Below are 23,473 nucleotides of genomic sequence, written 5' to 3'. Positions count from 1 at the left end.
TTGCTCCGCAGCGTCTTCACGACGCGTGAGCAACTTTTGGTCGATCTATCACCTATCGGAAGACAGCGTGCAAGAAGGACAGGCGAAGCAGAAACTGGATGTCAGCATTGATGCCGATACCCTTTTCATGGGGCATCGCGGGGCATTGATCAGCTATTCCGCACGCATTCTGGGCTCTCGGGATGCGGCTGAGGACATCGTCCAGGAAGCCTATCTGCGCTTCGGCAGCGCCCATTCTCCAACGCAGACTGCGCGTGAAGGGCTTGCCTATCTTTACCGCATAGTGCGCAATCTCTCTCTCGATATCGTCAAGCGCCGCAAGATTGAGCAGCGGGCGCAAAATGTTGACCCACCCTTCTGGATCGTTCCGCGCGCCACTGAAACGCCGGAGCAGACAACGATGTTCTGTGATGAAGTGCGCGTTGCCCAGCACGTTCTGGCCTCATTGCCGAGGGATATCCAGATCGCGGTGGAAATGCACCGGCATGGCGGCTGCACGCTGGAGGCCGTGGCCGAGCATCTGGGCATATCGGTTGCCACAGCCCACCGGCATGTCAAAACCGCCATGATGAAGATCGCCATCGCGCTTGACAGAAAAAATTCCTGAACTTCGCTATTCTTGCGAAAAATTCGCCCGTCTCAATCGTACTACACTCGATCAGCAAAGTCGGATAAGAGCTTTACAGGATCCGAAGCGGGTATGACGTGACGCGGCACAACCAAACAGATGAAGAACTGCTGGAAGAAGCGATGGACTGGTTTCTGCGCCTGCGCGAACCATCGCGCTCCAACAGTGATGACCTGGCTTTCGCAGCCTGGATGGGGCGATCTCCCACCCACCAGCGGGCATGGGCGAAAGCCTGTCGCACCTGGGAAATCATGGGGGAGACCACCCCGGTCAACCTTCCTGCCTGGCAGGCTCCGACACACAAACGCAACGCAAAAACGCGCCGCTTTGGCAAACGGCCAGCGCTCGGCATTGGCATTGCGGCCCTTGCGGCCTGTCTGCTCGCAATCGTGGTTGGCCCAACTGCCTTGACGCACTACGAGGCCGATTACACCACGACGACGGCACAAACACGCCGCATCGTTCTGGACGACGGCACAACGGTGGACATGAGCGCCGAAAGCGCAATCGCAGTCGATTTCTCAGGCCCTAAGCGGCGGGTTCGCCTGCTGGCCGGTGAAGCTTTCTTCGATGTTGAGCCTGATGCAAACAGGCCTTTCACCGTGGATGCGGGCGGCGAGCTTGATATCACCGTTGTCGGAACGGCCTTCGACGTCAACGTCACGCCACATCTTGCCAGCATTCAGCTCGCCCATGGGATTGTGGATCTTTCTGCGCGACAGACAGGCAGTTCGATGAGATTGCAACCGGGCGATTCCGTGTCGCTGGATCGCGTCAGCGGCGCGCTTTCCCGCACCAGCACAGATGTGGATGCCATTGCAGCCTGGCGGGACGGCAAGCTGTTCGTGCAGGATGTTTCCATTGCGACAGTGGTTGCAGAACTGCAGCGCTATCACCCCTCATGGATCACCGTTGCAAGCGGTGAACTGGGCGAACGCCGCGTGACCGGTCTCTACGATCTCTCCAATCCGGATCACGCGCTGGAAGCGCTGGTCAGCCCCTATGGTGCCAGGGTGCATCACATTTCACCGTATCTGCGCGTGCTGTCCTTCTTCTAATATTAAAATTCTCATAAGTTTTTTCGCAAGCCTGTGAAAAATCCTCTCCCGACGATCGTCTCTACCTCATGTGCAAGCAGGGGGCTTGCTGAGTAAGCGTATAGGAGACGGGGCGGCATGGCGCTTCAGGTAAACGGGGAACGTTCGGGTCAATCGAGCCGGGGTAAGGTTCTGGCACTGCGGCTGATGGCATCGGTGGCCATCGCCACGGTCACATTGGCGCACATGCCAGCAGCACATGCGCAGAGCGCACAGCAGAACTACAATATTCCAGCCCAGCCACTGGCTTCGGCGCTGAATGCTTTCGGCAGGCAGTCCGGTTTGCAGGTGTCCTTGGCCGCCGCCACATCGCAGGGCCTGACATCCCGCGCCGTTTCTGGCAATTTGTCGCAGCAGGCCGCGCTGGCACAGCTTCTGGCCGGCACCGGCATTTCCTACAGCATTGCCAATGGAACAGCCGTCATTGGACGCGCAGCCAGCGCACCGGTTGCCGCCTCCGATGGTAGCACCGTTCTTGCGCCAATCGTCGTGCAGGGTCAGTCCACTGGCCAGGGTGGTGTGAGCGAGACGGTGATTGGACAGCAGCAGCTGGAGCGGATCAACCCGACCAGCGTGGCAGACGTGTTCCGCGAGGAAGCCGGTATTCAGGTCGGCAGCTCGCTGCCCATGTCGCAAAAAGTCTATGTCCACGGCGTCGAAGAAACCAACCTCGCCGTCAGCATCGATGGCGCCCGCCAGAACAACAAGGTCTTCCACCACAACGCGACAAACATCATTGATCCGGCGATCCTCAAGGCTGTGGATGTGGATGCAGGCATCGCGCCCGCCGATGCTGGCCCCGGCGCACTCGCAGGCGCGATCAACTACGAAACGCGCGATGCGAAAGACCTTCTGCCAGACGGCAAGACATTTGGCGGCTTCGTCACCTCGACCTACAATTTCAACAGCGAAACTGTTGTAACCGGCCTTTCGGCCTACGGCATGAAGGACGGCTTCGATTATCTCGGCTACGTCACTTACGGCAATGGAAACAACTTCGAAGGCGGCAATGGCGATATCGTTGATGGTACAAGGACCAACCTCATCAGCGGGCTGGGCAAGGTTGGATACGAGTTCGAAAGTGGTGATCGCTTCGAGATCAGCCATGATCGCGTTGTCGATGACGCACCGCGCCCTTACCGCGCCAATGCGGGCATTGTTACGGGAGGACGCCCTGGCGAGCCGTTGATTCGTGACTACCGCCTCGACCGGCAAAACACTGTATTCACATACACGGATGAAACGCCCGAAGGCTGGTGGGACCCGAAAGTCATGTTGGCCTATGGCTCGACCAAAGTCACTGTACCGATCTACAGAGGCCCGACCTATCTTCAACACGATAGTGGCAAGACCTCGACGTTCAACGGAAAGTTCGAAAACAAGTTCTCCTTCGATATCGGCAATGTCGTCGCTGGTTTCGACTTCTACAATGACCGGGCATCGCTGAAAGATCCAGCCGATGCTGGTCGAGAAAGAGCCAGCAATATTGGCATCTATGCCCAGGCGAGACTTGAGCCTTGGGACAATACGCGGATTTCCTTCGGCGGCCGTGCCGACCAGCAATGGTTCACTGGCGTCAACGATAGCGATTTCAACAATAATGGACTGAGCTTCAACATCTCAGGTGAATATGATCTGACGGAGATCTTCACCGCGAAAGCAGGCTTCTCCCATGTCTGGGCTGGCATCCCGCTGGCAGAGAACTTCATCATCAATCCTAGCTGGAACTATGGCGCAGATGGTCCCGAGCCCGTCACGGCCAACAATTACCTGGTCGGGCTGGAAGCAGAACATAATGGCTTCACGGCAGAAGCAAACCTGTTCCGCACCGACATAGACGACGCGCGCGTACCCCTTTATAACTACAACTTCAGCAATCCAGCGCCCTTCCCTGGAGCATTGCCAACGTTGCGCAGTCGCAATCTGACCTCCACCGGCTTTGAAATCGGTGCCGGTTATGAATGGACCAGTTCTTACGTGAAGGTGAAATATGCTCATATCGATGTCGAGGTGAACGGTTCGCCAGCCGATTCCGATAGCGGCAATTATCTGGCCACACCCGGTGGCGATATCATCACCCTCACCGCCGCTCACACATTCGACCAGTGGAACCTGACGGTTGGCGGCGATATCGAAATCGCACCGCAATACGAGGTCTATAAGTCCTATGAGGTCGTTAATCTCTTCACGGAATGGAAGCCGGAGCAGTTGCAGAACTTCACCTTCCGTGCGGAAGTGAAGAACGTTCTGGATGAGAGCTATTCTGATCGTGCAACCTATGGGCAGGAATTTGGCAATGTTACGCCTCTTTATGAACCGGGCCGCAGCTTCCTGATCACAGCCAAGGCAACGTTCTGACCCCATGGAGACTCAAGTGCCACCGGTGGGTTATCCGGTGGCACACAGAAGGAGAATGCGATGATGGAAACCCTGGCGAAACTGCAAACCGAGCATGCGGGCAAATACATCGCACAATTGTGCAAGCATTTTGCCCATAAGGTCGATATCTCCCACGCGGATAACCACGGCGAGTGCCGCTTCACCTGTGGCACCGCGACCATGAATGCTGATGGCGATATGCTGACGATCCGCGTCACGGCTGCGGATGAAGAGCAGGTCAAGGAAACGCAACACGTCATCGAAAGTCATCTGTTGCGGTTTGCCTTTCGCGAGGAACTCCAGCCTCTGCAATGGTCGCCGTCCGCGCAAGAAGGCGCAGCCGAGGCATGAGAGCGATGCGGTTCTGGCAGCTTTTCCTCGTCGTCGGCCTGTTCGCAGGCGCTGCGGTAGCAGCCGAGATCAACACTGCGCGTGGACCGGTCGACATTCCTGATCAGCCGCAACGCGTGGCAGTCTTCGATCTCGCCGCACTCGACACGCTCGACCGTCTCGGCATCAAACCCGCAGGCGTGCCGAAGAACCTCTATCTTCCGCAACTAGAACACCTCAAGGCAAATGCTGAACCCGTTGGGGATATTTTCGAGCCTGATCTGGAAGCATTGAGTTCGCTCGCGCCCGATCTGATCGTGCTGGGTGGCCGTTCCTCACCCAAACTGGCCTCCACCTCCCGCGTTGCCACAAGCATCGACATGACGATGGAAGGTGATGATCTGGTGGACCAGGCAAAGCTTCGCCTTGCCGATTACGGCAAAATATTCGGCAAGGAGGCTGAAGCAAAGGCCATAGCGACGGAGCTGGATGGCGAGATCCAGGTCACGCGGGCAGCCGTTGCCGGTAAAGGCAACGCCCTGATCATCATGACCAACGGCCCGAAAGTGACCGCTTATGGTGCCGGTTCGCGCTTTGGCTGGGTTCATGCCACGCTGTCCCTTCCCCCTGCCGTCAATGCCATGGAAGCAGCCACCCATGGTGAGGCGGTTTCCTTCGAATTTATTCACAAGGCAAACCCTGACTGGCTTTTCGTGGTGGATCGGGCAGCGGCAATCGGATCGGGCGAACAGGGTGCGCGTGCCACGCTGGATAATGGACTGGTTGCCGCAACGACGGCGTGGCGCAAAGGTCAGGTCGTTTACCTTCCATCAGCCGATTTCTACATCGCCGCCGGTGGCATTCAGGCCACGCAGCGGGTGCTTGCCACCATCAGAGAGGCCTTTTCCGCCGCACAATGATGGCATTTGACAACCCAAACCGGAAATGGCTGCTTGGACTGGCGGGCTTCGTGCTCGCCTTTCTGTGTTTCGTCAGCCTTCTGATTGGCGCGGGCGATGTCTCACTATCGACCCTATGGACCGCGTCCGGGCAGGGAGAATTGCTCGCGATCAGCCGCCTGCCGCGCACGCTGGCAGCAGTTCTGGCCGGTGCCGCTCTGGCAATTGCGGGCCTCATCATGCAGGCCATTGCCCGCAACCGCTTTGTCGAACCGGCAACGGCCGGCACCGCCCAATCTGCCGAACTTGGCATTCTCCTCGTCACATTTCTTTGGCCAGCAGCGACATTGGGTTTCAAGACGCTGGTCGCAAGCGCTGCCGCCCTTGCCGGGACGGGCCTGTTTCTCATGACCGCGCACCGTCTGCCGCCGACCCAACCATACCTCGTGCCGCTGTTCGGGCTTGTCTATGGCGGCGTGATCGGCGCTGCTGCAACTTTCATCGCCTGGCAGGCCGACCTCCTTCAATATCTATCGGTCTGGAGCAATGGCGATTTTTCCGGAGTGCTCCGTGGTCGCTATGAAATGCTGTGGCTGGGTGCGCTTCTGGTGGCTGCCGCCTGGGCCTTTGCTGACCGGCTGACCATCATGGCGCTTGGCCGGGAAACCAGCATCGGTCTTGGCATAGATTACCCGCGCATGCTGCAAATCGGCCTTGTGATCATCTCCATTATTTCAGCGGTGACCGTTGTCGTCATCGGCATTATCCCATTCGTCGGCCTTGTCGTTCCCAACCTTGTTTCCCGGCTGATGGGCGACAATATGCGCGCAACACTGCCAGTCACGGCACTATTAGGGGCCATTCTGACCCTCAGCTGCGATATTTTGGGCCGGGTCATTCGGTTCCCCTATGAAATCCCTGTGGGCACCGTCATGGGCGTTGTCGGCGCGCTTCTGTTGCTGCTCCTGCTTTTTCGGCGGCCCAGCGATGCGTAAAGGTCCGATGATCCTTTTATGCCTCGCGGCGCTTGTCAGCATCGTCTGTTTCATGACGATCGGCCTGCGTGGAAACCTCGGTTTCGTTCTCGGCCTGCGCGCCGTCAAGCTTGCGGCGCTGATCGAGGTAGGCGTCGCCATTGCCATTTCCACTGTCGTTTTCCAGACGGTGACCGCCAACCGCATTCTCACACCCTCCATCATGGGCATCGATGCGCTTTACGTGTTCGGGCAGATCCTGCTCGTCTTCCTGTTCGGGGGGCTTGCCTATACGGCGATGGATGCGCGGCTGAAATTCGTCGGTGAAATCATTCTGCTGATGGGCCTGACCTGCGGTCTTGTGCTGCCGGTGTTGCGGGCGCGGTTCGATATGGGGCTAATGCTGCTTTCCGGTATCGTCGTCGGTGTGCTGTTTCGCAGCCTGCATTCGCTGCTGTCGCGCCTGATAGACCCCAATGATTTCGCCGTCGTGCAGGGCGGAAGCTTTGCCAACTTCAACGATGTGAACACCGAGCTTCTGGCCGTCGCATCGCTGATCACCGCAGGCGCGCTGATTTGGACCTGGCGGGCACGGCATAGTCTCGACATCGTCGCACTTGGCCGAGATGCCGCGATCGGTCTTGGTATCGAGTGGCAAAAGACCCAGATTCTCTGCCTTATGATGGTTTCACTGCTGGTTGCCGTTTCCACCGCGCTGGTTGGGCCCGTTGCCTTTCTCGGTCTCCTTTTCGTCGCACTTGCGGAACGGATCGTCCAGTCCCGCCGGCATGCGGTGCTGATCCCGGCTGCTGCCCTCGTTTCCATTATCGTGCTGACCGGCGGCCAGACGCTGTTTCAGCATGGTCTGGGCAACAGTTCGACCCTTGGCGTTGTCATCGAATTTACCGGTGGCATCGTCTTTCTCATCCTCCTCTGGCGCGGGAGCCGCAGATGATCCGCATCGACCATGTCTCGCTGCAATACGGCGCAGCCCGGATTTTGAAGGATGTTTCCCTGACCATTCCCAAGGGCGGCATTACCGCGCTGATTGGGCCGAATGGCGCGGGAAAATCGTCGCTGCTCGGGCTGATTGCCCGTCTCCAGCCCTTGCAGGAGGGGTCGATCAGCATTGATGACCTGCCGATCGCTTCCACACCATCTAGGGAGCTTGCGAAAAAACTTGCCATTCTGCGGCAGGACAACCAGGTCGCAAGCCGGTTGACGGTGAAAGAACTGGTTGGTTTCGGACGGTTTCCGCACAATCGCGGTCATCAGACGCGAGAAGACCGTGAGATGATCGAAGAAGCGCTTCAGGTTTTTGACCTGTCTGATCTATCCGGCCGGTTTCTGGAAACGCTCTCCGGCGGGCAACGCCAGCGGGCACTTGTGGCGATGGCCTTCTGTCAGGACACGGATTATCTGCTGCTGGACGAACCCCTGAACAATCTCGACATGTATTTTGCCCGTGAACTGATGCAATCCCTGCGCAAAATTGCCGATCAGGACCGCAAGACCATCATCATCGTTCTGCATGACATCAACTATGCCAGCGGATTTGCCGACCGAATGATCGCGATGCGCGCCGGTGAGATCGTTGCCGATGGCGCGCCACAGGCGCTGATGACATCGGAAACGTTGGAAACGATCTACGGCTTCGCCATTCCCGTTGCGCAGGTTGGCCAGCAGCGTATCGCCATGCCGTTCATGGCGAAGTCTTACAACGTTAGTTAGTGGACGACGACATCGTCATCCGTAAGGAAGCTGCGAATGCCGTCCTTTTCGCAGGTTGCCAGAAATTCTTCCCAGGCATCCTTGTCGGTGGCGAAGGGTTCTTCCCATGTTGTCACGTCATCTTCTTCACTGACGACCTCCAGCGTCCAGTCATTGTTGGTGCCGGCAGGGCGAAAAATATCGACCAGCACCGTCACGCCGTCATCCTCGAACTCTCCCGAAAATTCGGAATGTTCCAGTTTCTGTTTCTTTTCCATCGAACTCTCCGGTCAAAATGTGCCTGGTCTGGGCATGCAATGCCAAGGCGCCCCTGTTTTATCAAGGGTGATATTAGCGAATGGGTCAGGACTTTGTAAGAGACGACGGCGCATTCGACGATGCTTAGGTCGCTGGGCACGACGTCCAGCACGCCCTCAAGCGCCGCAGCTACATCAGCGTAGATTGTCTGCATTCAATCGCAAATAATGACCCGACACAGACATGCGGGAACCATCCATTGCGACAGTTTACTCAACGCCGATCCATTCACCGGCACCTTTGCTGAGGTTCTTAGCTGAACTGCTTTTGAACGCTTCGCTTCATTCCGGCCAGACTTGGGCCGCGCACGGTTCTGTAACGGGCGGCAACAAGATTGTATGTGCCAAATGCAGCCAGGCCAACAGCGATCACAACGAAAATGATAGCGCCGCCGGGCAGTTGGCGCAGCCACTCCATCGCGTCGCCCATTCCCCCCGCCTGGTCCGGGTTCACCTTAAAGCCCGCATAGGCAAACAAAAAGCCGACGACTGCAAAGACGACACCTCGCGCGGCAAGGCCGTAAATGCAGACATAAGTCAGCCAGCTGACATGGGCCGGGATCGTGATGTATTTCTCAAATTTGCGCATCACGCCCTTAAGAAGCGTAACTGCGCCACCGGCGATGAAGCCTAACCCGACAGCGATGGCGAGATAGGAACCAAATGGCTGGGACATGATCCATGCCGCCATCCCGCGTTCTCCCCCGCCCTCACTTGCGCCTCCAAACAAAGCCTGGCTGAGTGCATAGGCTCCAAGACCGATGTAGGTCACGGCACTTCCGAGCAGACTGGCTCTAATCAACAAAGCTTTGCCATCCGTTCCATGGCCGTCACTATCCGCGAGTGCTTGGGCAAAGCGCCACGCAACGAAGCAGAAAAGCCCAATTCCAATCAGTCCGACCCAGATCTTGCCGAAGGGTTGATCCAGCAACGACGAAATCGCAGATTTACTGTCCGGCTGGCCACCGACCACGCTGGAAAATAGCGCCAAACCAGCCACGAGCAGGAACACGATGCCGCGCGCAGCATAACCAAGCTTTGCAAGCATCTCAAAACGAAGTTCCTGTGGCACTGGCTGTCTCCCTTGGCTTCAATCTCAAGGTGCTAACGCCAGAGACGCAGAAAGGTTGTGCAGGCAGGCGAAATTACTGGCTTCTGACGTCTCGCCACAGGTCATTTCACCCATTGTTTCTGGCAAAACTCACGCTTTGAAACATTTGGTCACGTAAAATGACTTCCTATTTGGGTCAGGGCCGGGCATGTGATGATCAAAGCTCTCACGAGCATTCATACGACAACAGATGTAGCAAAGAGCTGACACCATGGAAAATCCGCTTGCACTGACGCAGCGTTCCGAAAACAGCCTTTTTCGCGAAGGCGATGTTTTCGTTCTATTCGGCGAATTGTTTGGCCGCGGTTACGCAACGGGCCAGATTGAGCAGGCCCGCGCCGCCGGAATGGACATTGTCGGAATTACCGTCGGTCGCCGTGACGAAAACAACAATTTGCGCCCACTGAACGCGGACGAGCTTGCAGAAGCCGAAGCGCGCCTTGGCGGCAAAATCATCAATGTGCCGCTGATGGCCGGTTTTGATCTCGATGCTCCAGCGGGCGGCCCGACACCAACAGATCTCGTGGCAAAGATGACGCTTGAGAGCTGGCAGAGTGACAAGCTGGATTGGGACTATATCGAGCAGTGCCGCCAGATTTCGACGACACGGTTCACGGATGCACTCACAGAGGTCATGTCCATTCTTGACGGGATGATTCCCGCTGGTCGCAATGTGCTGTTCGCGCATACCATGGCTGGTGGCATTCCAAAAGCCAAGGTTTTCCTCGCCATTGCCAACCGCATCTACAAGGGCCGCGGTGCACGTCACATGTCGTCGCAGACCTTGCTCGATAGCGATCTGGGCAAGCTCATCCTGCAGAATTTCGATGAGGTTTCGGCAAACACCTTCGGCCATCTGATCGAACATAGTGCATCGATTCGCGCCCGCGTCGAAGCCGGTGGCCATCAGGTGCGTTACACCGCCTATGGATATCACGGAACGGCGATCCTGATCGACGGGCAGTACCGTTGGCAGACCTACACCAATTACACGCAGGGCTATGCCAAGATGCGGTTGGAAAAGATCGCAACAGACGCATGGGCGGCTGGCGTCAAGGCAACCGTCTACAATTGCCCAGAAATTCGCACCAACTCCTCCGACGTCTTTACAGGCATCGAGCTGCCTTTGATTCCTTTGCTGCTTGCGCTGAAAAAGGAAAATGGTGGCGCCTGGGTTGAAGAGCAGTGGAAGGCTTGCGAAGCGCTTCTGGCCGATGGCTTCACGATGAATGACGTTCTGCAGAAGATCAAAGACATGCAGGCCAGCGACGTTATGCGCCCCTTCTATGATTTCACCGCATGGCCCATGCCCAACAGTCAGGCTCAGGCTGATCTCACGATCGGCACCTCGAATGAAATCACCCAGATGCACCGCGACAACAAGGCGATGATCAGCGATGTGCTGAGCAGTCTCGTTGTCGAAGCAACCGGCCAGCTGATTTTCGGAAATTCATCCGATCCGCGCGGTCCGGTGCAGTGGCTGAACCATGACATCGTTGCCCAGCAGCTGAACGCGACACGCGGTTACGCAAAGCCCTCAGCGACAGCGCCATCCCAGACAGAGATGGCCTGACGAAGCGCTGTTGCCGGTTGCGGCAACAGCCTCATCTATCTTCCCTAGCCTGCGCGGCCGCAATTTTGCGGCCTCATTGTTCTTGTCATTACGATCATCAACTCCTATCCGGCACAAAACCGTGGCAAGCACTGGTCTAAGCCATTCGAACATGGCGACCCCTGCCCCGCATCATTGTCTGGATTAAGCCCGAAGCGGCCATAGGCCGCCGCAGAAACCAAACGCGCCACGTCAATGCACGCACTGATCCTCACACTGCGCTGAGTATCAGATGTGGTGTGCCGTTCGATGTCTTGCGCACAGAATATCCTTTGAGATCGACCACACTTCTGACAACTCGCCGCATGTTGGAGAAGCTGTCGAAGGTCACCGTATCCACCGGCTCATCGAAACGTACCGTCACAGAATAGTGTGAGCCCGAGCACGACAATGCGGTGATTTCGCCCTTGAAGGCCTGCCCGAGATACCGCCCCTGCACCCGCTGCTGACAATGAAACGGAGCCGGAGCCGAATCCGACTTGGCCAGTCTGGCAGACAAGGTGTTCCAGTCGCGCGCGCCGTTCTGCCGGGCGACGAGCTCCAATGCCTGGGCGTGGCCTAAGACTGTACCGCCCTCGGCAAGGCCGCGCCTGAGAGATTTTGCCTGCGCCTTTGCCTCTTCGATGGTTCTGACTGTCATGACAACTTCTCCACGGCGTTGAGTCCAATACCTGAGGCTCCCCGCACCTTCAGCGCAGTGGCAAGCAGAAGAGCTGCGATGATTGCGGTTACCGCATCGGCAAGCGGAAAGGCGAACCAGATCGCATCCGCGCCCAAAATTGCCGCAGTGGCTGCGATCAGGACAGGCAAGAGCACAAAAGGTTTCATCATGGTCAAAATAGCAGCGCGGTCTGGTTGGCCAATGGCCTGAAAATAGAGGCCAAGCACGAGAACTGGTCCGGAGAAAAGATAGATCGCAGCCATCGGCCGAAGCATGCGACCCAATTCTTCGCTGACATGCGGATCGGCGACAAAGGCTGCTCCAACCACGCTACCCTCGCTCAACAGCAAAACCTCGACAGAAAGACAGTAAAGCAGTGCTGTCGCTGCGGCGATGCGCAGAACCGCATTCGAACGGGTGTAGAGACGCGCACCCACATTGTGGCCGACGATGCTCTGCATTGCCATAGCGATAGCCATGATTGGCAAGAAGGCAAAGCCGAATATACGTGTCACGATGCCATAGGCGGCAATGCTCGTGGCATAATCAGCGCTACCAGCAAGACGTAAGGTGAGAACCACGCTGGCCGACGAAAAGGCTATTCCGATAAATCCAAGGCTGACGGGCGCGCCCAGCGCAACAATATGCCTCCAACCGGCGGTCCATCGGTTCTGCCACAGGCTGTTGAGCGGCATCATGCCGGAGAGGAACGGGCGCAACCCCGCAAGAAGCGCCAGTCCCAGCGCCTGCGCCAGAACCGTGCCCGTGGCAGAACCGGCCACGCCGAGTTCCAGCACCACGACAAGGATGTAGTTCAGCAGAATGTTGATAAGCGTGACCCCGACCGATAGGAGCGCCATCGCCCCCGCCTTGCCTTCATTTCTCCAGGCATCGGCGTGAACACCCAACAGGAACTGGACCGGTGTTGCGCATAGGGTGATGGCCAGAAAGGTCCAGACCATGTCAGCCACCGGGCCATCGGAGCCGGAAATGTTCCGGGCGAAACTCAACCCGCAGGTGAGGAAGGCGACAATCAACATCGACGCGATCATTAATGCAAGTCCATGAGCGCTGGCAAAGGTGGCATTGGCTGCATCGCGGTCATTGGCACCGAGCTGTCGAGCCAGCAGGCTCGACATTCCACCGCTGACAAGGCTCGAAAGCGCGATTGTCAACATCAGGACCGGAAAGGCCATACCGACGGCCGCGATGGCTTGGGCACCGACAAAATGCCCCAGAAAGATAGCGTCGATGATACCCAGCATTCCGTTCATCACCATGATGGCGATCATAGGCAGTGCGGTGGCTACAAAAATCCTGCCTGGAGAGGCAGTTAGAAAACGGTTTTCGGGCGATGGTCGCAAAGACATCACTCACTCCTCCAAAGAGGCATTTCATGTGGGATGGGAGCCTGCATTGCCACCGACGAAATGCTTCGAGGGTGAGGACGATCTGTCGATACCGGGCTTCACCGTGACTTACGTCTGCAGGCGGCAGGTGCTCGGAACCTTCACGCTAAGAACCACCAGAGCCCAATCCTGTCAAGAGGAGCTGTTATCACTGCTGGCGGCCTGATCAAAGTAGTGATGAGATATTATTGCGATTACAGCAATAAATTGGAAACGATTGCTGCAATTGTCTTTATTGATGGACGCAAGCAATATCAGGATGTCACCGCAATACAGCATCCCCGATAGATACATTCCAGGAACCTAAATTGAACGAGAGCTTTTACCGTTAGCCTGCCACGGCACTGCTCTCAGCTAAGCGACCGCCAAAATCACCGTAATCATCAGGCAACAGGTAACTGTCGCCGCACCCCTCAACCCAGACAATCTCAGGAGTTCGTAAAATGGGCTACATCACCACCACAGACGGCGTCGACATCTTTTACAAAGACTGGGGTCCGAAGGACGCTCAGCCAATCGTATTCCACCATGGCTGGCCGCTGTCGTCAGACGATTGGGACGCGCAGATGCTGTTCTTCGTTTCCAAGGGCTACCGGGTGGTTGCCCATGACCGTCGCGGTCATGGACGCTCGGCCCAGGTATCCGAAGGCCACGACATGGACCATTACGCTGCTGACGCCTTTGCGGTGGCCGAACATCTGGATCTGAAAAACGCCGTCCATATCGGCCATTCCACAGGTGGCGGCGAAGTTGCCCGTTATGTTGCCAAGCACGGCGAACCCGCTGGCCGCGTCGCCAAGGCTGTTCTCGTCTCAGCCGTTCCACCGCTGATGCTGAAGACCGAAGGCAATCCTGAAGGTCTTCCCATGGAAGTCTTTGATGGTTTCCGCTCGGCGCTTGCCGCCAACCGCGCTCAGTTCTTCCGCGATGTTCCCGCAGGCCCGTTCTACGGCTTTAACCGGGATGGCGCGACGGTGCATGAAGGTGTCATCCAGAATTGGTGGCGTCAGGGCATGATGGGCGGCGCGAAAGCCCATTATGATGGCATCAAGGCATTTTCGGAAACTGACCAGACCGAAGATCTGAAGGCCATCAGCGTTCCGACACTGGTTCTGCATGGCGAAGACGACCAGATCGTTCCCATTGCTGACGCAGCCCACAAGGCCATCAAGCTTCTGAAGAACGGCACGATCAAGACCTACCCCGGCTTCTCGCACGGCATGCTGACTGTCAATGCCGATGTGTTGAACGCTGATCTTCTGGCCTTCATCAAGGGCTAACGCATCGATCCTGCGCGCTCCGTCTCCACCCCACGGTTTGGGGGCGGCAGACGCGCAGATGTCCTTATCCGCTCCACGCGTTAAAGGACCGGAACTTCGGTTCACCGCTGGCGTTTGCTTGTTGATGAAACCAAGCGGGATTACCCATATGACCAAAGACAATGCAGCCCAAGAATCCATCGAGGGAAAAGACGAAAAGAACCCTCCCGCGGCCGATAATCCGCCAGCGGGGCCCCACGCCAAGGAAAGCTTGACGGATAAGAGCAAAACACCGGGCGCAGGCTCGCTTCCGGAAGATGATGCCGACGAGGTCAGCCCCGGCGGAAGCTGAGGCGAATGCCACAATTTCGAGCCCTGCGGTTGATCATAACGCTGCGGGGCCCCGCCAAATTTTCGACAAAATTCCATTTTTCGACGCCCGAAGTGCGTCAATGCGATTGACCGCGTCAGTAACAAAATTTACAACATTGCTAACGCCTTTTTGACTATTTGCAAATTAGCGCAGCCAACGCTGTCGCTTAAACCGAATTTTTTGATAAGCTGTGCGAGATCAACGCAATAGCGAGCTACATTGTTAACGAATGCCAGAGCAGGTTCGATTGCGCGAACCAAGAAACAACAGCTTCAACACCTACAGTTCATCTGTCGTATAGCACTTCCAGTCGGTGTTTTCGTCAGTGGTCTGTGGCTAGTATTCTTTGCGTTCCTCGAAAACTGGCCGCTGGTCTTGGTTGAGGGGCTGCTTTTCGCCACCATCTCGGGTGGTTGGCTGGCGGCGCGCCAAGGTTACATGTCCTTGGGAATGCTCATATCCCAAGTCGCCTGCGTCCTGTTCATCTTTGGTTTTTCATTGTTGTTCGATGTGCCCAACGATGCGGCACCCCGCGTTTCGCATATCTATTTCCTCATCGTAGCGCTCGCAGGCTTCGTCAACCACCAGCTTGATCCCAGTCGCTTCCAGCTGGGCATTATCGCGACGTCGATTGCAGGGTTTATTCTGTTTTCCGCCTCCGCCCTGGATACAAATCTTGCAACGCCATTGCCGGATGATGTGCGAGCCATCACGTCGTGGGTGAACGCCGCAATGTCGGTACTGCTTTTGTGCGGTGGCCTCATGCTGGTCCAATACAAGCTTGGTCCCGAAAGCAGATATGTCCGCGAATTGCGCCACGCACTGGCAAAGAAGCAATTCGAGCTGTTCCTGCAGCCACAGGTCGACCACGCAGGTAATGTCATCGGCGCAGAGGCCTTGCTGCGATGGAAACATCCGCGTCTGGGCTACATTCCGCCTGACGAGTTTATTCCGGTCGCAGAGCGCGCAAGGCTGATGCCTGGCATTGGCGGGTGGGTGCTGGATACAAGTATCGAAACACTTCGCCAATGGCGTGACCGACCCGAGACAAGAGATCTCGCCCTGTCAGTCAATGTCAGCCCCGACCAACTGTTTCAGGAAGACTTCGTGCCGCGCGTCGTAGCAGCACTGTCCCAAGCCTGCGTCGAACCGCACTTGCTCAAGCTTGAATTGACGGAAACGATGTTCGTGAGCGAGGTGGATCAACTGATCAGCAAGATCAGGACGTTGAAACAGCACGGCATTAACATCGCCCTTGATGATTTCGGCACCGGCTATTCAAGCCTGAGCTACCTTCAGGAACTGCCGCTCCAACAGCTGAAGATCGACCGCAGCTTCGTTTGGGCTGTTTCGACAGAGCGCGGTGCCAGACTGGCACGCAACATCTGCAAGATGGGGCATGATCTCGGTCTTCAAATCCTGGCGGAAGGAATTGAGACCGAGGAACAATACAGGTTCATGCTGGACTGCGGCTGCAGCGCCTTTCAGGGCTATTACTTCGGCCGCCCGGTGGCGAGCGATGCGCTGACACGACAGGTACTTCTGTCAGCCAGCTAGATACAGATTTGAGCGCTTGCGGCGCACCCGTCAGAGCTGGCGATAGCCACGCTTGAAGTAGATCAACGCTTCTTCGCCGGCGCTGACGACCGTATCGATAACGTCACAAATCAGAATGTCATGTGTGCCGCCATCATGGATGGTGCGAATGCGGCAATCGAAGGAGCAAAGCGCACCAGCCAGCACCGGCGCGCCGGTTTGCAACGTGCTCCAATCTCCAGCAGCAAATCGGACATCCACAGGCGTCTTGCCGCCGAAAAGACTGCTCAATTGCTCCTGATCTGCCGCCAGCGTGTTGACGCAGATGACGCCGTTTCCGACGACGGATTTATAGGCCGATGAATTGCGGTTCAGGCACACCAGCACGGTGGGTGGACTGTCTGAAACGCTGCAAACGGCTGTCGCCGCAAAACCGGCTCTGCCTTCCGGGCCGTCGGTCGTTACGATATTAACCGCGCCTGCCAGTTGCGACATGGCATTGCGAAAATCCAGGCTGCGCTGCTCGGCAGTCTTCGTCTCCATTGTAGCTTCCTTATCCAGAGACAATGTCTGCATCTAAACAAACCTTCCTAACAAAACATCAAACGAAATCAAGCACATTGGAACGACCTTGATCAGGCCGCTGCCGGAGCGAGGAGAAATTTCTCGAGGCTAGCGTTAAAAAGCTCCGCGCAGGTAATGTTGACGGCATGGGCGCCTTCATCGAGCAGAACCAGCTCAGCATGTGGTATGCCGTCTGCAAGCCTTATAGAGCGCGTATAGGGCACAAGCAGGTCATCCCTAGCGGCAATGACCAATGTGCGGTTTTCGATCTCACCAAGACGCGCATCCACATCAAAGGCCCTGAGTGCCGCAATGCGGCGCAGCACATTGTCCTTGCCCTGGAAATGCGTGACCCCATGGGCATCATCCCGGGCAAGCCGCTCTGCATTTTCCGACATCCAGGCAGCCGGATAAAGAAACAGCGGCTGCGCCTTCACGAATGCCTCGACGCCGGAATTTTCCAGCAACGAGATACGCGCATCGAAACACCGCCCGGAGTGGGGATCGGCCTTGCTCCACGCATTGATCAAAACGAGCCGGTCGATGAAGCCGGGCCTGCGCAATGCGAGATCCAACCCGATCAGGCCACCCAGCGCATGGCCAACGAAGTGGCAACTCTTCAGATCAAGTTTGTCCGCGATCTCAATCACGTCGTCGGCCATGGCGGAAATACCATGACCCTGCGGCACCACACCGCCTGTTCTGCCGGTGCCCCTGTGGTCATAGACCACCACGCGGAAATGCCTTTGCAGCATCTCCATTTGCGGTTCGAAATAGGATGCGGAACCGCCCAGCCCCGAGGACAGAAAAATCGTCTCCGCCTCAGGCTCTTCGCGGCCGAGAACCTCGAAATACATCATTGTGCCGCCCAGCCCCTATGCGCCGATATGGGCGACGGTCGCAATCTCGATCAGTGCGTCTGGCTTGACCAGTCCGCACAGAATGCAATAGCGCGCCGGTTTGTCTCCCGGGAAGTATTCGGCATAGACGGCATTGACCGCCTGGTAATTCGCCCAATCCGTAATGAAAATGTGGTTCATGGTAACATCGTCCATGGTGCCGCCAGCGGTTTCGATCACCGATTTGATGGTTTCCAGAACGTGCCGGGTCTGCGCACCGGCGTCGCCCACATGCACAACGTCATTGTTCTTGTCGAATGGCAGCGTTCCAGAAACATAGACAACGCCATTGGCCAATGTGCCGGGCGAAAAGGGCGCGATGGGCTTGGATGTGCCTTCCGGCACGATGATGGTCTTTGGCATGATTTTGTTCTCCTCTGATGGAATGGATCAAGCGTCAATGGGTTCAGCTTGCGAGATCACGGCGCAGAAATCATTTGTCGTCGCAACCCAGCCGAAGAATTTCTCGACATTGTAGACCGTCGCCTGCTGAATGAAGTCTGGGCCCAGATGGTGGGTCGCGTCCTCCAGCATCACGCCGAAATATTCGAGATGAAACGCATCCCGCAGCGAGCTTTCCACGCAGACATTGGTCGCTATGCCAACGAAGACCAGATTTCTGATGCCTCTGGCACGCAGGACGCTGTCCATATTGGTGTTGAAGAAGCCGCTATAGCGGGTCTTCGGCACCACGATATCACCCGGCTGCGGTTGCAGCTCGTCCACGATGGCGTAATCCCAGGTACCCTTGGCCAGCAGCTTGCCCTGAAGCTCAGGGCGTGCTCGCATGGTTTTCAGCGCATTGGATTTGTGCCAGTTGGGGGAGCCCGGCCCCCCCGCCTCGACATAATCGCTATCCCAGCCATTCTGGAAATAGATGACCTGAACGCCCCCTGCCCTCGCCGCCTTCAGCGTTTTGTCGATATTGGCGATGGTCGATTTTGCGCCTGATATGTCAAACCCGGCAAGATCGACATAGCCACCTTCCGTGGAGTAGGCATTTTGCATATCCACCACCACAACCGCCGTCTCGCTCGCCTTCAGCGAGATTGGCTCAGGCCGCGCAGGCAGCGTTACGTTTTTCGAGCGGCTTTCCGGTGGCTCGTAGCCCGCAACCACAGAGCTCATTCAGCGGCCTCCAAAGCGTCGCAGATGTGCTTTCGGCTTTTCATAAGGGGCTGCACGAACTGACCGAATTTCTCAATACCTTCGACAAAGTCGTCAAAGGTGAGCATGACACCGCCGGTCCCTGGCACTTCGCTCATCTCGTCCAGCATGGCCGCCACCTCCTCATAGGAGCCGATGATCGTGCCCATATTGATGTTGACGGCGGAGACGGGGTTGGACATGTGGCGCACATTGGTATCCGCACCCGATTTTTTATCCGCCGAACTTTGCAGACCGAGCCATTTGATCGCCTCCTGATCTGCGCCCGCCTTATAGTGTTCCCACTTTGCCCAGGCATCCTCTGACTTTTCCTCGGCCAAAACCATGGTCAGCACGAAGGAGCGGACATCGCGACCCGTCTTTTGCGTGGCTGCCAACAGGCGTTCATTGGTAGGCGCGAAGGCTTTCGGCGTATTGACGCCAACGCCGAAGCAAAAGCTGTAATCGGCAAACTTCGCCGAAAATTCCATGCCCTTGTCGGAAGAACCGGCACAGATCAGCTTCACGTCTCCTTCCGGCACCGGCTTCATTCGGCAATCATCCATAGTGAAATATTTGCCCTTCAAATCCGATTGGCCTGTGGAAAGCAGGTCTTTCAGAACGGTGCTGTATTCGCTGAGATATTCGTAGCGGTCGCCGAAATAATCATCGCCGGGCCACAGGCCCATCTGGCTATATTCCGGCCTTTGCCATCCCGTGACCAGATTGATGCCAAAGCGGCCGCCTGAAATGGAATCGATGGTCGTGGCCATGCGGGCGACAATGGCGGGCGGCATGACCAGAGTGGCTGTCGTGCCGAATAGCTTGATCTTCGATGTAACGGCTGCAAGACCCGCCATCAGGGTAAAGGATTCGAGATTATAGTCCCAGAATTCGGTCTTCCCGCCAAAGCCCCGCAGCTTGATCATCGATAGCGCGAAATCGAAGCCATATTTCTCGGCGGCAAGTGTGATCTGCTTATTCAGCTCAAAGCTCGGCTTATATTGCGGAGCATTCTCCGACAAAAGCCAGCCATTGTTTCCGATTGGAATAAAAACACCTATTTCCATCACGACCTCCAGTTCGGTTTCTCATATTGAGTGTCGGAAAAGGAAAAGCAGTTTTCGTGCCAGTTTGTGATCTTCTATGAAATCAATGACTTGCTGGAAGGCTTGGGAGATGGTTTTATCAAATGATAAAAAATTTATCGGATGATAAATTTCCTGCTCATTTTGTCATCATTTCTGGCTAGCTGTTGATACCGGCCCACTTCGTGGGGCCGGCTGTGTATCGTCGATCTGTGTCGCTGCCAGGGATGGCTTCAATCAATCCATCTGAACATTGGCATTCTTGACGACCGGCGCCCATTTGGCGATCTCTTGCGAGACGTGGGTTTTCAGCTCATCTGGAGTCGAGCCGACAATTTTGGCGCTAAAGTCAGCCATGCGAGCGGCAACGCTTGGGTCTGCCAGGGCTTTTTTCGCAGCCGCATTCAATCTGTCGACCGCTTCCGCCGGTGTGCCTGCAGGCGCGAACAGAGCATTCCAGGTGTAGGTCTCATAGTTCGGCACCGTCTCTGCGATGGTCGGCACATCCGGGAAGGACGTTGCTCTTTCGGCTGTCGTAACACCTAGCGCCCGCAATGTGCCGGATTTGATGTGCCCCGATGATGAGGGAAGATTATCGAACATGATGGAAACCTGATTTCCAAGAAGATCGTTCAAGGCAGGACCGGAACCCTTGTAAGGCACATGCTGCATGCTGACGCCCGCCATGCTCTTGAACAGTTCTCCAGACAGGTGGAGCGGCGTTCCATTGCCGGAAGACGCATAGGCATATTTATCCGGCTCAGCCTTCAGCAAAGCCACCAGTTCGGCGACTGTATTGACGGGTAGCTGCGGATTGACGACCAGAACATTGGGAACGACGACGAGCAGCGAGATCGGCGCAAAATCCTTTTCAGGATCGTAGGGTTTTGTCTTGAGAATGAGCGGATTGAGGGCGTGGGTCGCGACCGTTCCCATAAGAACCGTATAGCCGTCAGGCTCTGCCCTTGCGACGCGGTCGGCGCCAAGATTGCCTCCGGCACCGGCGACGTTTTCGACCACGATCTGCTGGCCAAGATCATCGCCCATTTTCTGCGCGATGACGCGAGCAACCACATCCGTGGAGCCGCCCGCTGCGAAAGGAACAACAAGCGTTATCGATCTCTCGGGAAAGCTCTGGGCATGAGCTGCGCCACTCATGGCGAGAAGAGCGATTGCCGATGCAGTCAGTTTAAATGCTGCACGTCGTTTGATGTCTCGATATGTCATTGAACCTCCAAGGAATGGCCTCCCCGCCACTCTTGCATACTAGCTCAACGATATCTGAGGGCAAGCGATAGGATATGGGACGCTTGCCCGGCATGAGTTCAAGACATGATGCGCTTTGCGTGTTCATGCACCTTGCCGAATGCGGCTTTGGCGCCAGCGATCACACGGTCTTCTTCCTCTTGCGTCAGGTCAATGGCATCGAGAGCCGCGACGAAGGTGCGCCAGTGCAGTCCGCGCCCTTCAGGGGCCCCTGCCAGATGCCGTGCGCCGAATGTTTCGCCAAGTCCGAGTTTTGCAGCGTCCTTCAAAAGAAATGCGGCACCGAGGTTTGACCCTTCGACCACGTAAAGCCAGCCAAGAGCCTCGGGCAAGTCGAGGGTTTCCGCACTGTATTTGAAGTGTCGGTTCTCGATGTCAGGCTTGGCAAAGGTCAGATCCTCGAGATCCTGTTCGATGAGAGCCAGACGTCTGCGGCCTTTCAGGTCCGGCAGAAGTACATCGAGTGTCTCGTTGCCGAACAACGCATCCAATTCGCTGTGAAACAGATGCTGTGTCTGAACGAACTTGCCGAAATTTTCACGGTTCTCAAACGGCTTTGCCGACATGATGAAGCCGTCGAGTTCTTCGTGGGCAGCGCGTGTGGCAGCCTTCAAGCGCTTGGTGCGGCTTAGTTCAATCTCGTTGTTTTCCACCGTCGCGGCATGGGCGTTCATCGTCTGTCCTTTGGGATGAAGTATTATTTCAAGCGGCATAAAAATCTTTCATACCTGAGTCAAGTTTTATTCTAGAGGCTTAGTGCTTATGACATTGCGTATTGTGAGCTTGCGGGCGAGAGGCGGGCTCGCAACAGTGCCATCAGCATCGGTTTAATCGAAAACTGCTTCGAAAGAGCTTTTTCAGTCAAGTTTCGCAGGTAGCCGCCCGGAGATTGGATAGTTGCCGATTTCTCAAGAATACACGCTATGATTGTTGTCGCGACAGGTATTCCCATCGCCTTTTCCGCTTCATCATACGCAGATTGGCTGATGGACAGCATGGTTCTGACGACGCTCGTTGCCTGTTTCATCTCGTGCCAGCTCCTAATAGCGCCGTTTGGTCCATACAGTGCGATCTCTGGGCAGGCTTTGATAACGGTTTGCAGATCAAAACCCTCCGAAATTGCCTTTTCTGTCGTTTTTTCTCCGCAAGGTTTCTGTTCAACGTTCTCAGCTGCTTTCGGTTCTGCAGGTGGTGTTGGTTGCTTATGGCCTGTGTCATCAACAGCTGTAGTTTCAAATAGAGATTCGGATTCTGAACTCTGTATAAGCCGCTCATTTTGATAGGCATTGGCGCATATTTTTTGGTTTTCTATGTGATTTTCCAACCAGTTAGCCATTTCCTGGCGCATCTCGGTCAATGTATCAAGTACGAGCGTCAAATGTGTCGCTGTAGACTTCCTGTTCAAGGTCGATTTTAGCGCCAGATATCGTTGCTGCACCTGTTCCCAGTTACCTGCGGCCTGTTCCTCAATGGCGATTTCTGAAAATCTGATGATGTCGCGACGGCAGATGCTGATTTTGTCGCGCAGGCTTTGCAGGTACAAACGCTCTTCGATGACTTGTGTCGCGATCGACTGGATTTCATCTGCGCGATTGATCAAGGGTGCGAGAGAAAAACCATAGGCGTCGCTGATCGTTCCGGAACGGTCTTTTCGCGCATAACGTTTTCCGTTGGGACTGTCCTTGCGCAGGATTAGACCTGCATCGATGAGTGTGGCGAGATGTCGACGCAACGTCTGTTCCGGCATCCCATGGGCGCGGAGCGAAAGCTGCTGGTTTGAGGGAAAGACGACAAGGCCGTTTTCCTCACAAAGCTCAGCCTTTGGATAGAAGCTGATCAGGGCATTCAGCACAGCCAGTGACCGATCGGTAATACCCAGCATGGGACGTGCTTCGCAGATGGCGCGAAAAAGCTTCCACTTATCGATGCTACGATTCGGATTAACTGTTCTGGATGCGAACTGACTTGCGAGATGGCCAAGGGAACCCCTTCGCCGCCCGAAAGACGTCGTTACAATATCGCTATTCATGTCTTTCACCTTCAAAAAGGCAAAAGAAAATTGCTCACCGAAGAAATATCGATGCCAAGACTCTTGACTATGATTCGCGGAAATGAGATTCTTTGGGTGCTTAGATCAAAGAAAGGCTTCCGTGCGGCAACGTTCGGGGGCTTTTTTCTTTTTGGCCTGCTGCTCCTGTTCGGGGTTGATGGATAA

General features: G+C 56.0%; 24 protein-coding genes. 12 read left to right on the top strand and 12 right to left on the bottom strand.

Annotated features, from left to right (window positions below):
- Nucleotides 1-67 precede the first annotated feature (67 nt).
- The 8 genes from RQI55_RS18045 to RQI55_RS18010 all read left to right on the top strand — a co-directional run bounded on the left by RQI55_RS18045 (nucleotide 68) and on the right by RQI55_RS18010 (nucleotide 8,038).
- Entirely contained in the window at nucleotides 68-607 is a 540-nt protein-coding gene (locus RQI55_RS18045; RefSeq protein WP_236727908.1) for an RNA polymerase sigma factor, read from the top strand.
- 98 nt (nucleotides 608-705) lie between these two features.
- Nucleotides 706-1,686 carry a FecR family protein gene (locus RQI55_RS18040; protein WP_192065992.1) on the top strand — a complete coding sequence of 327 codons (981 nt, stop codon included), beginning with the start codon at nucleotides 706-708 and terminating at the stop codon, nucleotides 1,684-1,686.
- Between the two features lie 117 nt (nucleotides 1,687-1,803).
- Nucleotides 1,804-4,083 (top strand): TonB-dependent receptor domain-containing protein, encoded by a 2,280-nt coding sequence (locus tag RQI55_RS18035; protein WP_311273085.1) that lies wholly within the window; start codon nucleotides 1,804-1,806, stop codon nucleotides 4,081-4,083.
- A 60-nt stretch (nucleotides 4,084-4,143) separates the two neighbouring features.
- Nucleotides 4,144-4,455 carry a DUF2218 domain-containing protein gene (locus RQI55_RS18030; RefSeq protein WP_052496764.1) on the top strand — a complete coding sequence of 104 codons (312 nt, stop codon included), beginning with the start codon at nucleotides 4,144-4,146 and terminating at the stop codon, nucleotides 4,453-4,455.
- Complete coding sequence (locus RQI55_RS18025; RefSeq protein ID WP_042616777.1) at nucleotides 4,452-5,354, top strand: siderophore ABC transporter substrate-binding protein; 903 nt, start codon at nucleotides 4,452-4,454, stop codon at nucleotides 5,352-5,354. Before RQI55_RS18030 ends, RQI55_RS18025 begins: the two co-directional genes overlap by 4 nt.
- Nucleotides 5,351-6,328, top strand: a complete 978-nt coding sequence (locus RQI55_RS18020; protein ID WP_052496765.1) for an ABC transporter permease — start codon at nucleotides 5,351-5,353, stop codon at nucleotides 6,326-6,328. Before RQI55_RS18025 ends, RQI55_RS18020 begins: the two co-directional genes overlap by 4 nt.
- On the top strand, nucleotides 6,321-7,262 hold the full coding sequence (locus tag RQI55_RS18015; protein WP_311273084.1) for an iron chelate uptake ABC transporter family permease subunit: 942 nt from the start codon (nucleotides 6,321-6,323) through the stop codon (nucleotides 7,260-7,262). Before RQI55_RS18020 ends, RQI55_RS18015 begins: the two co-directional genes overlap by 8 nt.
- Nucleotides 7,259-8,038 carry an ATP-binding cassette domain-containing protein gene (locus RQI55_RS18010; protein WP_311273083.1) on the top strand — a complete coding sequence of 260 codons (780 nt, stop codon included), beginning with the start codon at nucleotides 7,259-7,261 and terminating at the stop codon, nucleotides 8,036-8,038. Before RQI55_RS18015 ends, RQI55_RS18010 begins: the two co-directional genes overlap by 4 nt.
- Here RQI55_RS18010 and RQI55_RS18005 read toward each other — a convergent pair.
- Complete coding sequence (locus RQI55_RS18005) at nucleotides 8,035-8,295, bottom strand: hypothetical protein (RefSeq protein ID WP_192066005.1); 261 nt, start codon at nucleotides 8,293-8,295, stop codon at nucleotides 8,035-8,037. The two genes, RQI55_RS18010 and RQI55_RS18005, sit on opposite strands and share 4 nt — an antisense overlap.
- A 292-nt stretch (nucleotides 8,296-8,587) precedes the next feature.
- A complete protein-coding gene (locus RQI55_RS18000) occupies nucleotides 8,588-9,406 on the bottom strand; it encodes a DUF1206 domain-containing protein (RefSeq protein ID WP_311273082.1) in 819 nt (272 codons plus the stop codon).
- Nucleotides 9,407-9,656: 250 nt separating this feature from the next.
- Between RQI55_RS18000 and RQI55_RS17995 the strand changes: the two genes are divergently transcribed.
- Entirely contained in the window at nucleotides 9,657-11,018 is a 1,362-nt protein-coding gene (locus tag RQI55_RS17995) for an enoyl-acyl carrier protein reductase FabMG (RefSeq protein WP_311273081.1), read from the top strand.
- A 250-nt stretch (nucleotides 11,019-11,268) separates the two neighbouring features.
- On the opposite strand, the gene RQI55_RS17990 is transcribed toward RQI55_RS17995, so the two are convergent.
- Nucleotides 11,269-11,697: a glyoxalase superfamily protein gene (locus RQI55_RS17990; RefSeq protein ID WP_311273080.1), complete on the bottom strand. Its 429-nt coding sequence runs from the start codon at nucleotides 11,695-11,697 to the stop codon at nucleotides 11,269-11,271.
- The gene (locus RQI55_RS17985; RefSeq protein WP_311273079.1) at nucleotides 11,694-13,088 is read right to left on the bottom strand and encodes an MATE family efflux transporter; all 1,395 of its coding nucleotides are present in this window, start codon (nucleotides 13,086-13,088) and stop codon (nucleotides 11,694-11,696) included. Before RQI55_RS17985 ends, RQI55_RS17990 begins: the two co-directional genes overlap by 4 nt.
- 482 nt (nucleotides 13,089-13,570) lie before the next feature.
- Here RQI55_RS17985 and RQI55_RS17980 point away from each other — a divergent pair, with 482 nt between their 5' ends.
- From RQI55_RS17980 to RQI55_RS17970, 3 genes are all read left to right on the top strand, one after another.
- Nucleotides 13,571-14,407 carry an alpha/beta hydrolase gene (locus tag RQI55_RS17980; protein ID WP_311273078.1) on the top strand — a complete coding sequence of 279 codons (837 nt, stop codon included), beginning with the start codon at nucleotides 13,571-13,573 and terminating at the stop codon, nucleotides 14,405-14,407.
- A gap of 148 nt (nucleotides 14,408-14,555) precedes the next feature.
- Nucleotides 14,556-14,738, top strand: a complete 183-nt coding sequence (locus RQI55_RS17975; protein ID WP_311273077.1) for a hypothetical protein — start codon at nucleotides 14,556-14,558, stop codon at nucleotides 14,736-14,738.
- Nucleotides 14,739-15,134: 396 nt separating this feature from the next.
- Nucleotides 15,135-16,316 carry an EAL domain-containing protein gene (locus RQI55_RS17970; RefSeq protein WP_311276920.1) on the top strand — a complete coding sequence of 394 codons (1,182 nt, stop codon included), beginning with the start codon at nucleotides 15,135-15,137 and terminating at the stop codon, nucleotides 16,314-16,316.
- A gap of 30 nt (nucleotides 16,317-16,346) precedes the next feature.
- Here the strand turns inward: RQI55_RS17970 and RQI55_RS17965 are convergent, their stop codons facing one another.
- The 8 genes from RQI55_RS17965 to repC form a co-directional block, all read right to left on the bottom strand.
- Nucleotides 16,347-16,871: a flavin reductase gene (locus RQI55_RS17965; RefSeq protein ID WP_311273076.1), complete on the bottom strand. Its 525-nt coding sequence runs from the start codon at nucleotides 16,869-16,871 to the stop codon at nucleotides 16,347-16,349.
- 59 nt (nucleotides 16,872-16,930) lie between these two features.
- A complete protein-coding gene (gene rutD / locus RQI55_RS17960; RefSeq protein WP_042616788.1) occupies nucleotides 16,931-17,719 on the bottom strand; it encodes a pyrimidine utilization protein D in 789 nt (262 codons plus the stop codon).
- A gap of 15 nt (nucleotides 17,720-17,734) precedes the next feature.
- Nucleotides 17,735-18,121 (bottom strand): pyrimidine utilization protein C, encoded by a 387-nt coding sequence (gene rutC / locus RQI55_RS17955; RefSeq protein ID WP_042616789.1) that lies wholly within the window; start codon nucleotides 18,119-18,121, stop codon nucleotides 17,735-17,737.
- Between the two features lie 27 nt (nucleotides 18,122-18,148).
- Complete coding sequence (rutB, locus tag RQI55_RS17950) at nucleotides 18,149-18,886, bottom strand: pyrimidine utilization protein B (protein WP_042616790.1); 738 nt, start codon at nucleotides 18,884-18,886, stop codon at nucleotides 18,149-18,151.
- Complete coding sequence (gene rutA / locus RQI55_RS17945) at nucleotides 18,883-19,974, bottom strand: pyrimidine utilization protein A (protein WP_042616791.1); 1,092 nt, start codon at nucleotides 19,972-19,974, stop codon at nucleotides 18,883-18,885. The genes rutB and rutA overlap by 4 nt, the downstream gene beginning before the upstream one ends.
- 255 nt (nucleotides 19,975-20,229) lie before the next feature.
- Entirely contained in the window at nucleotides 20,230-21,219 is a 990-nt protein-coding gene (locus RQI55_RS17940) for a tripartite tricarboxylate transporter substrate binding protein (RefSeq protein WP_042616792.1), read from the bottom strand.
- Nucleotides 21,220-21,317: 98 nt separating this feature from the next.
- Nucleotides 21,318-21,932, bottom strand: coding sequence for a biliverdin-producing heme oxygenase (locus RQI55_RS17935; RefSeq protein ID WP_082249839.1), 615 nt, complete (start codon nucleotides 21,930-21,932; stop codon nucleotides 21,318-21,320).
- An 86-nt stretch (nucleotides 21,933-22,018) separates the two neighbouring features.
- A complete protein-coding gene (gene repC / locus RQI55_RS17930) occupies nucleotides 22,019-23,287 on the bottom strand; it encodes a plasmid replication protein RepC (protein WP_042616794.1) in 1,269 nt (422 codons plus the stop codon).
- Nucleotides 23,288-23,473: the final 186 nt, after the last annotated feature.

Origin of the sequence: Rhizobium sp. WCS2018Hpa-16, from assembly GCF_031843705.1 — a bacterium.
GTDB classification, from domain to species: Bacteria; Pseudomonadota; Alphaproteobacteria; order Rhizobiales; family Rhizobiaceae; genus Agrobacterium; species Agrobacterium tumefaciens_C.
Note: the sequence above shows the minus strand (reverse complement) of the source record. Positions and strands in the feature narration are given on the sequence as shown.